Source organism: Mammaliicoccus sp. A-M4 (assembly GCF_022386955.1).
GTDB lineage: Bacteria > Bacillota > Bacilli > Staphylococcales > Staphylococcaceae > Mammaliicoccus > Mammaliicoccus lentus.
Window position 1 is genome coordinate 125,627 of the sequence record NZ_JAJNHH010000004.1, and the last position, 15,422, is coordinate 141,048.

Consider the following 15,422-nt stretch of genomic DNA (forward strand, 5'->3'; position numbering starts at 1 on the left):
TTCTATTTAATTTGATTTTGAATTTCTTGAAGTTTAGTTAAAGCTTCAATTGGCGTCATATTCATTAAATCCATAGATTTTATTTGTTTTTCAACTTTTGAAGGTGTTTGTTCTTCGAATAATTGGAAAGATGGCTGTTCAAACGTTTGTTCATTGCGCTCAACACGCGTATTGGATTCTAGTTCTTCTAGAATAACATTTGCTCTTTCGATAATTTCATCTGGTAAATCAGTTAGTTTTGCTACATGAATACCATAACTTTGATCTACTGCACCTTCTTTAACTTTATGCAGAAAGATTAATTCACCTTGGTACTCTTGTGCAGCTACATGTATATTTTTAAGTCCAGATAAAGTTTCGTCCAAATGTGTTAACTCATGATAATGCGTAGAGAATAATGTTTTAGCTTTAGTATTATGATGCACATATTCAATCATGGATTGTGCTAAAGCTAACCCGTCAAATGTAGATGTTCCTCGACCAATTTCATCAAAAATAATTAAACTGTCTTCAGTTGCTCCTACCATTGCTTTTTCAGCTTCTAACATTTCAACCATAAATGTACTCTTACCAGAAACTAAATCATCCGCTGCTCCGATTCTCGTAAATATTTGATCAAATATTGGCAATAGCGCATAATCTGCTGGAACATAAGCTCCCATTTGAGCCATAATGCTAATTATAGCTATTTGCCTCATATACGTACTTTTACCAGACATATTTGGTCCTGTAATTAAATATATAAAACCATCTTGGTTCAAATAACAATCATTTGGCACATAATCATTATGATCCATGACTCTCTCTACAACTGGATGACGAGATGATTTAAGCGATAAAGTTTTATCTTCGCTAAATAACGGTCTTGTATAATGGTATTTTTGAGCTATTTCAGCAAAACTTTGTAAACAATCTATTTCTGATAATAATTTCGCTTGTGCTTGTAACTTTTCAGTATAAGCTTTAACACGTTGCCTTAATTCTAAGAATAATTGATATTCTAATTCTATTGCTTTATCTTCTGCACCTAATATGATAGATTCTTTTTCTTTTAATTCTTCAGTTACAAAGCGCTCAGCATTAGATAATGTTTGTTTACGTTGGTAACCTAATGCATCAGTATCTACACTATTTAAGTTAGCTTTTGTAATTTCAATATAATATCCGAATACTTTATTAAAACTTACTTTTAATGACTTAACACCGGTACGTTCTCTTTCTTTCAACTGTAATTCAGCAATCCATTGCTTACCATTCGTTGAAGCTTCTTTGAATTTATCAAGTTCAGCATTATACCCAGTTTTAAATAAGCCACCTTCTTTAACGGACAATGGCGGATCTTCGACTAAGCTCTCTTCTAAAAGTTCTTCTAAGTCTTCGAGAGGTTCTAAAGCTTTAAATCGATTAACAGATGTTGAATCTAGTCGTTCAATAATTTCTTTAATATATGGAATTTGTTTTATAGAATAATTTAATTGTACGAGGTCTTTCGCATTAACATTTCCATAACTTACTCGACCTACTAGTCTTTCTATATCATACACCATATTTAAATAACTTCTTAATTCATCTCTTTCTATGAAACCATTAACAAATTGTTCTACTGCATTTAACCTTTGTTCTATATCATGTTGTTTGATTAAAGGTCTATCAATCCATTGTTTTAACCTTCTAGCACCCATTGGTGTCTTAGTGTCATCCATTAACCATAATAAAGTACCTTTTTTAGATTTTAATCGGATGCTTTCAGTAAGTTCTAAGTTTCTTTTTGCATAAAAATCCATCTTCATATAGTCTAGTGCACGATATACGACAACGTCTTCTAAGTGAGGCATTTCTCGCTTACCATTATCATGTATATAATTCAATAAATATATTAACGAAGTCGCTTGAGGTTTAGACGTTCCTTTTATAACGTCATATTCTCTTTCTTCATAACTTTCAACTACAGTAATCGTTTCAGTAATTAGTTGGATTTGTTTATATAAAGAATCTTGTAAAACTTTATTCACGATAATTTCATTCGGATGTATTGTCGTAATTTCATTGATTAAAGTTGTTTCATCTTCAAAAGATGTTACCTTTAATTCTCCTGTAGTCACGTCACAATAACTTAAATGAAATTCACCATCTTCTTTAATAAAACTGAGAATATAATTATTCGTTTTCTCATCCATACCTTTTTGTTCCATCACGGTTCCAGGTGTGATGACTTGTACTACTTCCCGTCTTACCATACCTTTTGTTTGAGTTGGATCTTCCATTTGCTCACAGATGGCAACTTTATAACCTTTAGAAATAAGTTTTTCTATGTATCCTGAAGCTGAATGATATGGAACACCACACATAGGTATTGGGTCTTTTTTAGCATCACGTCTCGTCAAAGTAATTTCCAGTACTCTAGATGCTTCAATAGCGTCATCGTAAAACATTTCATAGAAGTCACCTAATCTGAAAAATAATAAAGTATCTTGATATTGAGATTTTATTTTTAAATATTGAGCCATCATTGGCGTTGGTTTAGACATCTTTCTTCACGTTCCTTTATTTAACTTTGGATTCGTCTATTTTATCAAAATTTTCAACAATACACGAGTATGGTTAATTATAATATAAAGAATTAAGCTAGCACATAACAACTGTCTCGAATTTTGTTACATAGGTGAGCATTGCTTTTTATTTACAATGAATAAGAAGAGAGTGACCTCTCTAACGGGCAAGTTTTTTCTAACAGGCAAGTGATTGTAAACAAGCACGTTAGCGGCATATATATCATGATTTAAATGTAATTTTACACATATTACTTACAGTATACTCCTCTAACGGGCAAGTTTTTTCTAACTAGCTCGTTAGACTTAAAATTCACTTCATATTTCATACAAACACACACTTTCAAAATAACATTATTATAGAAGAGGCTGGGACATTTATATCGGACTCATTCATTATTTAGACATTAGCTGACTAGATTGAAAATACGCTTATACCAAACTTTTTTCAATTCTGATCTCTCTTACCGAGACGGAATTGAAAAATCTTTTTATATAATTTCTGTCCTACTCCTATATAAATAAATTCTCCTAATCTGTTAATTAAAAGTCCAACAGATTAGGAGAATTATTTTGAGCTAAGGATTTATACCAAAGCTTGTAAATATATAATTTAGTTATTAAATTATTGTTTTAGTGTGAACAGCTACTAGCATTAGGTGCATTTTTCATAGCTGCACCAGTTTCACCAGTTAATTGGTTACCACCAGTTGATTCAATAATTTCATTTGTAACAGTATGGCTAATTGAATGTGAAACCATTTGCAGAAGTTCATTCACTTCTCCTTGAGCTTCTTTAAATTCACTTACAATCGGCATGTCATCTAATTCTTTTTCGATATTAGCTATTTTTTCTTCTACCATTGCTAAAGCTTTATCTTTACCATAGTTTTGGAAATTAACAGCTTGTTTTTGCAGTGATTTTAAACTTGCCATTTTTTCACGAACAGTTTGGTTTTCGTGAATTTGTGCTTCCGCACGCTTAAAAAATTCAACCTCTTCTGTTTCTGACATCATTTTTCCAAGTTTACGTGCTTGGTCTAGTATATCATCTTTTGTATACATTTAATGTACCACCTTTTCTTTAGATACAACTTCAACAAATTCACCATTTAATGAATATTGTTTAGCTTCTGTAATTTTAACCTTTACTATTTTACCAATCACATCTTGAGGTGCTTTAAAGTTTACTAATTTATTCTTCTCAGTGTAACCAGCTAATACTGTTTCATCTCTCTTACTTGATCCTTCACAAAGTACATATACTTCTTGACCTTCATAAGGTTTTAATGATTGAGCAGCATATTCACCGACTACTTTATTTAAACGTTGTAATCTTTGTTTTTTCTCTTTTTCTGGAACGTTATCTTTCATTTTAGCTGCTGGTGTTCCTTCTCTTGGAGAATATACATAAGTATATGCATGTTCAAATCCAACTTCGTGGTATAAATCTATTGTTTCTAAAAATTGTTCTTCTGTTTCATTAGGATATCCAACTATTATATCAGTTGTCAATGCTATATCTGGTATTGCTTCTTTTATTTTATTTACAAGCTCTAAATAACTTTCACGCGTATATTTACGCCCCATTATTTTCAAGACTTTATTATTACCAGATTGAACAGGTAAATGAATATGCGGAACAATGTTTCCACCTTCTGCTATCACTTCAATCAATCGATCATCGAAATCCCATGGATGACTCGTTGTAAAACGAACTCGAGGTATATCAATTTTAGTCATATCGTTTAGTAAATCGCCTAAACCATAATTTAAACCTTCTATGTCTTTACCGTAAGCATTTACGTTTTGTCCTAATAAACAAATTTCCTGATAACCTTGTCTAGCCAAGTCTCTCACTTCGGCGATAATTTCTTCCGGCATACGACTACGTTCCTTACCTCTTGTAAATGGAACGATACAATATGTACAGAATTTATCGCACCCGTACATGATATTTACCCATGCTTTAATTCTACCGTTACGTACTTTAGGTAAGTTTTCTATAACGTCGCCTTCTTTAGACCAAACTTCAACAACCATCGCTTTAGACATATAAGCTTCTTCTAAAATTTCAGGTAATCTGTGAATATTATGCGTACCAAAGATCATATCAACATTTTGGTATGATTTTAGTATTTTATTCACTACAGATTCTTCTTGAGACATACAACCACAAACACCTATTAAACAATCTGGTCTTTCTTGTTTTAAATGTTTTAAGTTGCCGATTTCACTAAACACTCTATTTTCTGCATTTTCTCTAATTGCACAAGTATTTAGTAAGATAACGTCAGCATCGTCTACTGAATTAGTCGGTGCAAAACCTAATGCTTGAAAAATACCAGCCATTACTTCTGTATCATGCTCATTCATTTGGCAACCATACGTTCTAATATAGAATTTACGACCTTTCCCCATTCCTCTATGTCGTTCATCTATTTTGAAATCATCATGATATTGAACTTCTGATTTACCTCTTTGCTTAGCGTCCTTTAAGTTAGGAGGTTGATAAACATGCTCGAAATATTTACTATAATCTTTTTCTAAATTAGGTTTCGTCTTCGCATTCGCTCCTTGTTTTCTTTGCTCTTCATTCAATGTCAAAACCCTTTCTGCCCATATTGATTTATCTTTATATTATATTAGAGTTCAACATAAAGTGCAAAAAAGTTAAAGCGCTTTATTTAATTTTAAATGACAATTTTTATAACTTAATCCAATATCTTTTTGTTACATTTTGACTCTCTGAAATATACGGTTTATCTTCTTTACCACCGTTACGTTCAATAACTTTAGCACTGCCAAAGTTATCTTCATCACATGTAATCAACGCATATTCAACAAAATCATTTCTCAATTCCTCTAAAGCGTATTTTAATATAGTCGTTGCATAACCTTTACCTCTTTCGCTACGCCTTACACCATAACCAACATGACCACCAACTTGCTGTAACCAATCGTTCAATTGATATCGAATATTCGCAGCTCCAACAATGATACCCCTATCTATTAATACAAATGTTTTGGCTCTAACAAAATCACTATTTTTTGGCGGGGTTATGGCTTCTTTTTGCATTTCCAACATGCTATTAAATCCTCCATGATGGCGGACGTCCGTACTCCAAGGAACTATTTTATCATTATTATCGTACCACTCAGATATATATTCATTAAATAGAGGTTTTATATCTTCTTTAATTTCACGAAACTCCATACACATCTTCCTTTACTGTAATTCTTGAATTTGTTCTTCATCGCCAGCATTTAACATGTGATAGTAAACACCTTGTTTATCAATAAGTTCTTCTTGTGTTCCTGATTCAAGAATTTCACCATGTGATAATACAAATACTAAATCTGCTTTCTTAACTGTATTTAATCTATGTGCAATGATAATGCTTGTTCTACCTACCATTAAAGTTTCCAATGCTTCTTGTATTTTAATTTCTGTTACGGTATCAATGCTACTTGTTGCCTCATCTAGCAATAATATTTTTGGATCTTGTAATAAACATCTAGCAATTGAGATAAGCTGTCTTTCACCTTGAGAAAGTGAACCTGATTCACCTTTTAGTACTGTGCTATATCCATTTTCTAAATTAATGATGAAATCATGTGCATTTGCTTTTTTGGCCGCTTCTATAGCTTCTTCTTTTGTCGCATTAGGTGTTCCATACATGATGTTATCTAATATCGTTCCATCAAATAAGTAAGGGTCTTGTAATACAACGCCTATTTCTTTTCTTAAAGAAGCTCGTGTAATCTCAGTAATAGATTTTCCATCGATTAAAATTTCACCAGATTCTATGTCATAATAATGTAAAATCAATTGAACGATTGTTGTTTTACCGGCACCAGTAGCTCCTACAAGTGCGGCTGATTCTCCACTTTTTATTTCAAGGGATAAATCTTTAATTGTTGGTGTTTTTTGTTCTTCATCATATCTGAAGTTAACATTGTTAAATTTAATATTTCCTTCAATATTGTTTAAGTCTATAGCATCTTTTGAATCTTGTTCTACAGGTTCATTCATAATGTCGAATACACGTTCCGCACCGGCTATAGCAGACAGTACCGTATTAAATTGGTTCGCTAAGTCCGATAGCGGTCTTGTAAACTGCCTTGCATACTCTGCAAAAATAACAATAACACCAACTGTTACACCGGCAGATTCATTTAAAGCTAATATACCACCTATCCCAGCTACGATAGCAAAACTTAAATTATTTAAATAATTCATTACTTTAGGTATTAATCCACCAAATGTTACTGCCCAAAAGCTATATTCTTTAACATTATCTGCTTTCTCATTAAATGTTTCCATCACATAATGCTCTTGAGAAAAAGCTTTTACAACAGTTTGACCATTCACGATTTCTTCGATATAACCGTTCATAATACCCAATTGTTTTTGCCTCATCGAATACAACACGCTTGTTCTAGCTGTAATCCAACGTAAACTTATGAACATGATAGGTATAATGATTACTGTTAATAAAGTTAATAATGGACTTAAATACAACATGATAGATAATGTTCCTATTAACGTTACAACGCTTGAAGTAAATTGAATGAATGAGGAGTTTAATACTTGTGACACATTTTCAATATCATTTTGCATTCTACTCATTAATTCACCATGTTGTTTTTTATCAAAGTATGAAACAGGTAACTTTTGAAAATGACTAAATAAATTGTCCCTTAATAAATAAACTGTTCGTTGTGCGATATTTACCATCATATACGAACCTATATAAGAAGTGATGGATAATAAAGTATATACAGATATCAATATAATGATATATTTTAATAATCCATTTAAGTCTTTAGGGATAATTTTTGTATCAATTATTCTACCAATTAAAAATGGCCCTACTAAACTCAATGAAGATGAACATATAATCATGAGTATGACAATGATGAGTTGAACACGTTTTTCATCAATTAAATGCCAAATATTTAATAAAGTCCCTTTAGTATCTCGTGCTCTCTTTTTCTTCTTAGTATTATTTTTAGACATATCATCCGGCGTTATAACCGTTTCATGTCCGTACGGATTTTTAATGCCCATCATGTATTCACCGCACTTTCTTGGCTGTTAGCAATCTCATTATAAAGTTTAGATGATTTTAATAATTCTTCATGATGACCTATTGCTTCTATATGACCATCTACCAATAACATAATTCGATCTGCTGTTTTAGCTGTAGAAATTTTTTGAGTAACAATCAGTTTAGTAGTATCTTCATGTTCAAGTGCATCCCATAAAGCTGATTCCGTCTTCACATCTAATGCAGAAGTAGAATCATCAAGTATTAACACACCAGGTTTCCTTACAAGCGCTCGAGCAATAGAAAGTCTTTGTTTCTGACCACCAGATAAAGTAACACCTTGTTGTCCAATCATCGTTTCATACTGATGATCAAATGCTTCGATAGAATTGTGTATCTGTGCTTTTTGAGTAGAAGTTTCTAACGTTTCTAATTCAGCATTCGGGTCTCCGAATTGCAAGTTTTCATATATTGTTCCTGAGAATAATAATGCAGTTTGTGGTACATATCCGATAGCGTCTCGTAAATCTTCAATTTCCCAGTCTTCTACATTCTTCCCATCTAAAAGAATTTCTCCTTGTTTAGTTCTATAAATTTTCGGAATTAAACTCAGTAAAGTAGATTTTCCTGAACCTGTAGAACCCATAATAGCGAAGGTTTCTCTCGGTTCAACTTCGAAGGAAATATTGTGAAGTACCGGTTTATTAGCGTTTGGATAAGTAAATGAAACATTATTGAATTTAATACTATAAGCATGATTTTCCACTTTGTGACCGTTCTTTTCTAATACCCATTCATCTGATGGAGTAGTAAGCACTTCTTCTATTCGATCACTGGAAGCCTTCATTCTACTTAATGTCATGATAAGAAATGCCAACATACCAAATCCACCTTGCATTCTCATACCATAATTGATGATTGCGACCAGTTTACCAACTTCTAGAGTTGAACTATTAACCATATCGGACCCAAACCAAATGACAGCTAATATACTCGCATTAATAATAAATAGTAAAGATGGATTAATCAATTCCATTAGTCTTAAAGCGTATGTATAATTATGTCTAATGTCCTTTATTTTTTCTTTAAATTGATTAATTTCTTGGTGTGATGTCTGACTCGCTTTGATCAATCTAACAGCTTCAAGATTTTGTTGGAAAAATCTATTCATTTCATCAAATTTTCTTTGTATCTTTGTAAATAATTTAGAACCCGTGCGCGCAATAAAGAATATTATTATAAATATAAATGGCGTTCCAATCACCAAATAAAGCGCTAGTCTAGGTTCAACTATAAAGCTCATTACGATACTTCCAATAATCATCAAGGGGGCTCTTAACATGATTCTTATAGACATATATACTGCTGTATCACAGTTATTAACATCGCTTGTGAGCCTCGTAATTAAACTAGAAGTTTTAAACTTCTCTAATGTTGCCAATGAAAAAGTTTGAATTTTACTAAATTGTGCAGTTCTTAAATCATATGCAAAAGTTTGACTAACATGGCCAGCTACAAAACTATTCCATATCCCAGACACTAAAGCTACAAGACCTGTAACAAGCATAATGCCTAAATAAAGATAGACGTGGTTTAAATCATTCTTTAAAATACCATTGTCTATTATTTCAGATATAAAAATAGGCTGGATTAATTCTACTGCTAATTCTATTAACATTAATATTAAACCTAATATAAACAGACCCGTATACGGTTTAATATATTTTAATACAGTTCTCATATCTTTCGTCCCCTTTACTCCTTAAACCGATATAATATAATACATTTCTCCTTTATATTTATAATAAATAACGTTCATTCATTAAACTATCTTAATTAAGATCTATATTTATCCGTTAACGTATCCATCATGATGCCTTCAGGAACGTGATAAAACTTCACTTGAGATATAATGCTTTTACATTCCAACTCAACCATGCGCTCATTAATTTGTTCTATTAAAATTAGGCAAGCATTCATATCCCCTTCAATAGTAGTTTCTAAAGGATTCACTTGATACTTTAAACCAGAATCATCTATTATTCTTATTGCTTCATCAACTAAAGGTATTACCCCTGTATCTTCGTGCTCTGGAATAATTTGAATGCTCATTAATGTATTTGTCATTTGAAAATCCCCCTTTTTATTAAAAAAAGCTCATAGACAAACTATGAGCTTAAAGTGTATTCATTATATAATTATTTAAATTGAGAAACAAGCTCTTCAAATTGGTTTTCTTCAAGCTTCAATGATTTTTTAACTAGTGGTGTTTCATCAAGTTGTTCTAATTGTTGTTCATATGATGGAGTTTCTTTATCTTGATATATAATACCTGTAATCATAGATTCTTTATCCATCACTGTTTGTATTGCTTGATTTTTATTTGAAAAATCATAATCCTCAATATCAGCTAATTTAGTTAAATTCTCTTTAAACCAATCATAAGTATTTATTTTGTTGTATGTTACACATGGTGAAAATACGTTTACAAATGAAAATCCTTTGTGATTGATTGCTTCTTCAATTATATGTGTTAATTCTTTGATGTCGCTTGAAAAGCTTTGTGCTACAAAAGTAGCACCTGATGATAATGCTAATTCTAAAGGTGCAACGTTTTGTTCAATGTTACCTTTAGGTGTTGTTTTTGTAACAAAACCTTTAGCAGAACTTGGGGAAGTTTGCCCTTTAGTTAATCCATAAATTTGGTTATCCATGATGATATAAGTCATATCCATATTTCTTCTTAAAGCATGAATAGTGTGACCCATACCTATAGCAAATCCGTCTCCGTCGCCGCCTGAAGCAATTACTGTTAAATCTTTATTAGCCATTTTAACACCTTGTGCTAAAGGTAATGAACGTCCGTGAATTGAGTGTAGACCATATGAGTTTACATAACCACTCAAACGACCCGAACAACCTATACCTGTAATAATGGCAACTTCTTCTGGTTCCAATCCTACATTTGCTGCTGCTTTTTGAATCGCTGCTTGCACAGAGAAGTCACCACAGCCTGGACACCAGTTTGGTTTAACATTATTTCTAAAATCTTTAAATGTTGCCAATTATATCAACTCCTTCATATTACTTGCGATTTCTAAAGCTTTATCTTCTATTTCATGCGGTAAGAATGGTGTACCGTCATATTTTGTTTGGTTAATAATTTTACCTTGATGATTTACATTCATTTTGATAATGCTAGATAGTTGTCCTTGGTAATTATGCTCAGCTACAACTACTTTTTTAGCTTTATTAAAGGCTTCTTGTACAGCATCAGTAGGGAATGGATGTAATTGTCTAATTTGAATATGATTAACTTTTACATTTTGCTTATCTAATCTTGTAATTGCTTCTTCGATTGCTCCTATAGTAGAAATGAATCCTACATATAGAATATCCGCTTCATCATATTTTTCATTAGATTTAACTGGTTCATCAATTAATAATTGAGCTGTTTTACGCATACGTTTATCCATTTGTAATTGTCTGTTTTCAGCACCTTCAGAAGGTTTTCCTTCTTCGTTATGTTCAACACCTGTAACATGGTGAATACCACCTTTTGTACCAGGAAGAACACGTGGAGAAATTCCAGAATCAGTCAATGCATAACGTTTAAAGTACGCCTTATCTTCAGGTGTTTCCATGTCTTCTTCTACTAGAGCGCCTCTACGAATTTCAATTTTGTCATAGTCTAATGATTCAACGGTTTGTTTACCTAAAGATAATTGTAAATCTGAAAGTAATATAACTGGACATTGATATTCTTCAGCTAAGTTAAATGCTTCTATCGTTAAATAAAACGCATCGCTTGCGCTTGTTGGTGCTAATACAATTTTCGGAATATCGCCATGAGTACCGTATATCATTTGCATTAAGTCAGACTGTTCTTGTTTAGTTGGTAAACCAGTTGATGGCCCACCGCGTTGAGTATTAACGATTACTAAAGGTGTTTCAGTCATTCCTGATAAACCTATTGATTCCATCATCAATGATAAGCCTGGACCAGCAGATGATGTAAATGAACGTACACCAGCATAGTTAGAACCAATTGCCATTGTACATGCAGCAATTTCATCTTCCGTCTGTATAACGGCGCCACCTAATTCTGGTAAACGATCAATCATGTACTCCATAATTTCTGAAGCTGGCGTGATAGGATAAGCTGCCATAAATCTAACTCCAGCTGCTACTGCCCCTAAACCAATCGCGTCATTACCTATCATAAATAAATGGCCATCAGAGTCATTCTTCTCTAAAGTATGTTCACTTTCTAATGAATCCATTTCTTCTTTCATTAATCTATAACCTTCATTTAACGCTTGAATGTTTAAATTAACGACACTTTCGCCTTTACGACTGAATAAATCACTGATTAACGATTCAAATACGTCTGTATCTAAATCCATGACTGCACAAGTAGAACCTACAGCTACCATGTTCTTCATTAACGCTGTTCCTAATTCTTTAGCTACGCCTGTAAACGGTAAGCTCACTAATTGTGCTTTACTATCTTCTGGATTTTCAGGTTTTGCTTTTGCATCGGCAATGATAATACTGCCTTTTTGCATTTCGTGATAGTTCACATCTATTGTTTCTTGGTCAAATGCTATTAATATATCTAAATCATCACTAATCGCTCTTACTGGCGTGGATGATACTCTTATTTTATTGTTTGTGTGTCCGCCTTTGATTCTACTAGAAAAATGACGGTATCCGTATAAATAATATCCTTGACGGTTCATAGCAGTTGCGAATATTTCACCTGTTGACTCAATTCCTTCGCCTTGCTGTCCGCCAACTTTCCATGAAATTTGTGATTTCATCTTATGGCCTCCCCCATATAATATCTCAATTCACATCATACCAAAAAAATCCCTTTAATCCTATGAAATTAAAGGGTTTTAACAAAAATCATCCTAATGGACGATACTATTCAAATGGATGATCATCGTTTATTAATATTCTTTGAATTTTTTTAGCTTTTCCATCTTGAGTTAAATCAACAACCACACCTGAAAGTACTTTTCGACCTTCATTTGGCAAGTTATGACGTTGAGGTAAACTCGTAATAAATCTTTCAATAACCTCATCTTTATTAATGCCAAGAATACCGTCGTAATATCCAGTCATTCCAACATCTGTAATATATGCTGTACCTTCATTTAAAACACGTTCATCAGAAGTTTGTATATGAGTATGCGTACCAACAACTGCACTAACGCGTCCATTTAAATACCAAGCCATCGCATTTTTCTCAGAAGTTGTTTCTGCATGAAAATCAACAAAGATAAACGGCGTTATTTTAGATGCTTCTTCTATTAATTCATCAGCTTTTTTAAAAGGACAATCGATAGCAGCCATAAATGATCGACCTTGCAAATTGATAATAGCAACATCTTTATCGTTGACTTTAATGATTCTCATACCAATTCCCGGTGCCTCATCAGGAAAATTCGCAGGTCTTACCATTCTATTCGCTTGACCTATAAATTCGTAAATTTCCTTCTGACCGTATGTATGATTACCCATCGTCATAAAGTCTGCGCCCATACGTAAAATTTCTTTATATATTTTTTCAGTTATTCCTTTACCATGTGCAGCATTTTCACCATTAACAATCGTTAGTGTTGGTTTGTATGTTGCTTTAATTTTAGGTAAATATGTTTCTAATTGTTCTCTACCTAATTTGCCTACAATATCACCTATAAATAAAATTCTCACTACAGTCATCCTCTCTATTACTCTTTATATTCTAATGGAAAACAAAATATTTTAAAAGTAATGATTATTAATTTATAATATAGGGTATACGTTACAAGAGCGTTATTTATATAGTAACGTATCAAAAAATTAATAGGAGTGTTTATTTAAACATGGGAATTGATATTGAACCCGAAAAGTTTGCAGAACTAGTGGTTAAAGCAAATCCATCCGTACACGAAGAGGCAGAAGATATTGCCAAGGATAGTTTGGAGTTATACGTAACAGCTTTTAAATTAGCTGAAAAATACGGTAATTGCGCGATAAACTCGCACGAAACTTCAAATGTATTAAAAGAAGCATTAGATTTAGAGTTGAACTTAACGAATTAAAAATAAACATGAAAAATGAAAACGAGACTAGGTATAGATTATCCTAGCTTAAATAAAACAGAGACGATTTTCTTATTCATTTAAGAATCGCCTCTGTTTTTTAATTTGTATAAATTATAAAATCGTTATAATGACTTAAATAACTCTTCCCAATATTGTTTAACTTTATCTCTACTAAATCTATCTTTTATACTTTTAGCCGCATTTATACGCATTTCATTTATTAATTCAGGATTACTAAATAAATAATTCATATTTTCAGCTAATTGTTTTATATTATTTTTTTCAATAATTAAACCATCTTTACCGTTAGTAATAATATCTTCAGGACCATAGTTAAAATTATAACTCAATACTGGAACACCATTTGCCATACTTTCTAATATAGATAATGAAAAGCCTTCTGTTTTCGAAGTTACAATCGAAAAAGCCGCTTCTTTATAAACATTTTCAATATTATCGGTATAACCTTTTAATATAACGTTCTCAGTTAAACCTTTAGATTTAATTAAATCTTTAAGCTTTTTCTCTTGATCACCAGAGCCATATATTTCTATCAAAAAGTTTGGATTGTATTCTACGAGTAAACTTGCAGCTTCTACTACATGATGAATTTGTTTTAATGAAACTAATCTAGAAATAACAACAGCTTTATCTTTTTTAAAATTATTATGGGCATCGCTATTTTTCACTTCTATGCCATGCGGTAGCGCAAGTAGTTTTTCATCATTATTTTTTCTAGTTACTATATCTTCTTTCTGCCTCTCTGTCAGCGCGACTAAATAATCTATTTTATCTAAATTATTTAATGCAAATTTTACAGTACTTACAATTTCTGATTTTTCAACATCAAATGGCTCTTTCACATGATTACTATGCAATCTAATAAGTTTTTTAGCTTTTTCATCATCGACTAGTGTCATCACATCATCAGTATTACGAGCATCTGAAATTAAAATTGGATATTCATCGTTTTCAACAACTTTTTCTATAAAATAAGCTTTTAAAGCTTCATCACTTTTAAATGTCTTTTTAATTTCATTACCATTAAATAATAAAACTTTATGAGCATTGCCAGTTTCGGGATTAACCCATTTAGATAAATAACAATTGCCTTTACTGTCTTTAAAAACCATCTGTCTCGGCTTATTTAATTCAAAATCCATATAAGAAACCTTGCCCAAATATCCTTTAGGCGTGTATGCTTCACTCCTAATTCTATATCTAAAATCATTAAAACAATCTACACCTTTCACAGTCTCATCGTCACGATGAGTCATATAATACCTATATAAACCATTTTCATATATTCTATATCCATTTTTATTTTTTACTTTTTCATAAGCAAAATCAGAAGAAATACAATCATTAACTTTCATTAAATCTACTTCAACATTTTTCTCATCTCTATAAAAATCATACATATTTCTTATTTCAACATCTCTATTAATACTATAGTATTGAAATAATTTTTCAGTTATAATGTCATAATCACTATTATAATTAAAAGTTAATATTGTTGTTTTATAACCCAATTCAGCACTCATGTTTGCTTGCTGAATACAAGCTTTAGTTAAACCGCCTCTACCAACATCAAGTGAGTTTATCAAAAAATAAATTTCTTTTCCCATAATAATAAACCTCCTAATTGAGGTTCATTATATAGTCGCTTAAACATCATTTCAAACGATAAGTTATTTCAAAGGAGATAATATGTTTATAACAAA

General features: G+C 31.8%; 12 protein-coding genes. 1 reads left to right on the forward strand and 11 read right to left on the reverse strand.

What is annotated here, in order from left to right; all coding sequences use genetic code 11:
- Positions 1-2 precede the first annotated feature (2 nt).
- The 10 genes from mutS to LQ682_RS05515 form a co-directional block, all read right to left on the reverse strand.
- Entirely contained in the window at positions 3-2,528 is a 2,526-nt protein-coding gene (gene mutS / locus LQ682_RS05470) for a DNA mismatch repair protein MutS (protein ID WP_218729295.1), read from the reverse strand.
- A 654-nt stretch (positions 2,529-3,182) separates the two neighbouring features.
- Positions 3,183-3,614: a YlbF/YmcA family competence regulator gene (locus tag LQ682_RS05475; protein ID WP_017000467.1), complete on the reverse strand. Its 432-nt coding sequence runs from the start codon at positions 3,612-3,614 to the stop codon at positions 3,183-3,185.
- Entirely contained in the window at positions 3,615-5,150 is a 1,536-nt protein-coding gene (gene miaB / locus LQ682_RS05480; protein WP_017000468.1) for a tRNA (N6-isopentenyl adenosine(37)-C2)-methylthiotransferase MiaB, read from the reverse strand. It lies immediately after the preceding gene.
- A 106-nt stretch (positions 5,151-5,256) separates the two neighbouring features.
- Positions 5,257-5,766, reverse strand: coding sequence for a GNAT family N-acetyltransferase (locus LQ682_RS05485; RefSeq protein WP_017000469.1), 510 nt, complete (start codon positions 5,764-5,766; stop codon positions 5,257-5,259).
- 12 nt (positions 5,767-5,778) lie between these two features.
- On the reverse strand, positions 5,779-7,623 hold the full coding sequence (locus LQ682_RS05490; RefSeq protein ID WP_017000470.1) for an ABC transporter ATP-binding protein: 1,845 nt from the start codon (positions 7,621-7,623) through the stop codon (positions 5,779-5,781).
- Positions 7,623-9,344 (reverse strand): ABC transporter ATP-binding protein, encoded by a 1,722-nt coding sequence (locus LQ682_RS05495; protein ID WP_064210911.1) that lies wholly within the window; start codon positions 9,342-9,344, stop codon positions 7,623-7,625. Before LQ682_RS05495 ends, LQ682_RS05490 begins: the two co-directional genes overlap by 1 nt.
- A gap of 95 nt (positions 9,345-9,439) precedes the next feature.
- Positions 9,440-9,730: a thiamine-binding protein gene (locus LQ682_RS05500; protein ID WP_017000472.1), complete on the reverse strand. Its 291-nt coding sequence runs from the start codon at positions 9,728-9,730 to the stop codon at positions 9,440-9,442.
- Positions 9,731-9,801: 71 nt separating this feature from the next.
- Positions 9,802-10,668: a 2-oxoacid:ferredoxin oxidoreductase subunit beta gene (locus LQ682_RS05505; RefSeq protein WP_017000473.1), complete on the reverse strand. Its 867-nt coding sequence runs from the start codon at positions 10,666-10,668 to the stop codon at positions 9,802-9,804.
- The gene (locus LQ682_RS05510) at positions 10,669-12,426 is read right to left on the reverse strand and encodes a 2-oxoacid:acceptor oxidoreductase subunit alpha (protein ID WP_218729291.1); all 1,758 of its coding nucleotides are present in this window, start codon (positions 12,424-12,426) and stop codon (positions 10,669-10,671) included.
- A 106-nt stretch (positions 12,427-12,532) separates the two neighbouring features.
- Positions 12,533-13,324 (reverse strand): TIGR00282 family metallophosphoesterase, encoded by a 792-nt coding sequence (locus LQ682_RS05515; RefSeq protein WP_026023702.1) that lies wholly within the window; start codon positions 13,322-13,324, stop codon positions 12,533-12,535.
- 152 nt (positions 13,325-13,476) lie between these two features.
- Here LQ682_RS05515 and LQ682_RS05520 point away from each other — a divergent pair, with 152 nt between their 5' ends.
- Positions 13,477-13,695, forward strand: a complete 219-nt coding sequence (locus tag LQ682_RS05520) for a hypothetical protein (RefSeq protein WP_017000476.1) — start codon at positions 13,477-13,479, stop codon at positions 13,693-13,695.
- Between the two features lie 125 nt (positions 13,696-13,820).
- Here LQ682_RS05520 and LQ682_RS05525 read toward each other — a convergent pair whose 3' ends face one another.
- Complete coding sequence (locus tag LQ682_RS05525; RefSeq protein WP_017000477.1) at positions 13,821-15,326, reverse strand: glycosyltransferase; 1,506 nt, start codon at positions 15,324-15,326, stop codon at positions 13,821-13,823.
- Between the last annotated feature and the right edge of the window lie 96 nt (positions 15,327-15,422).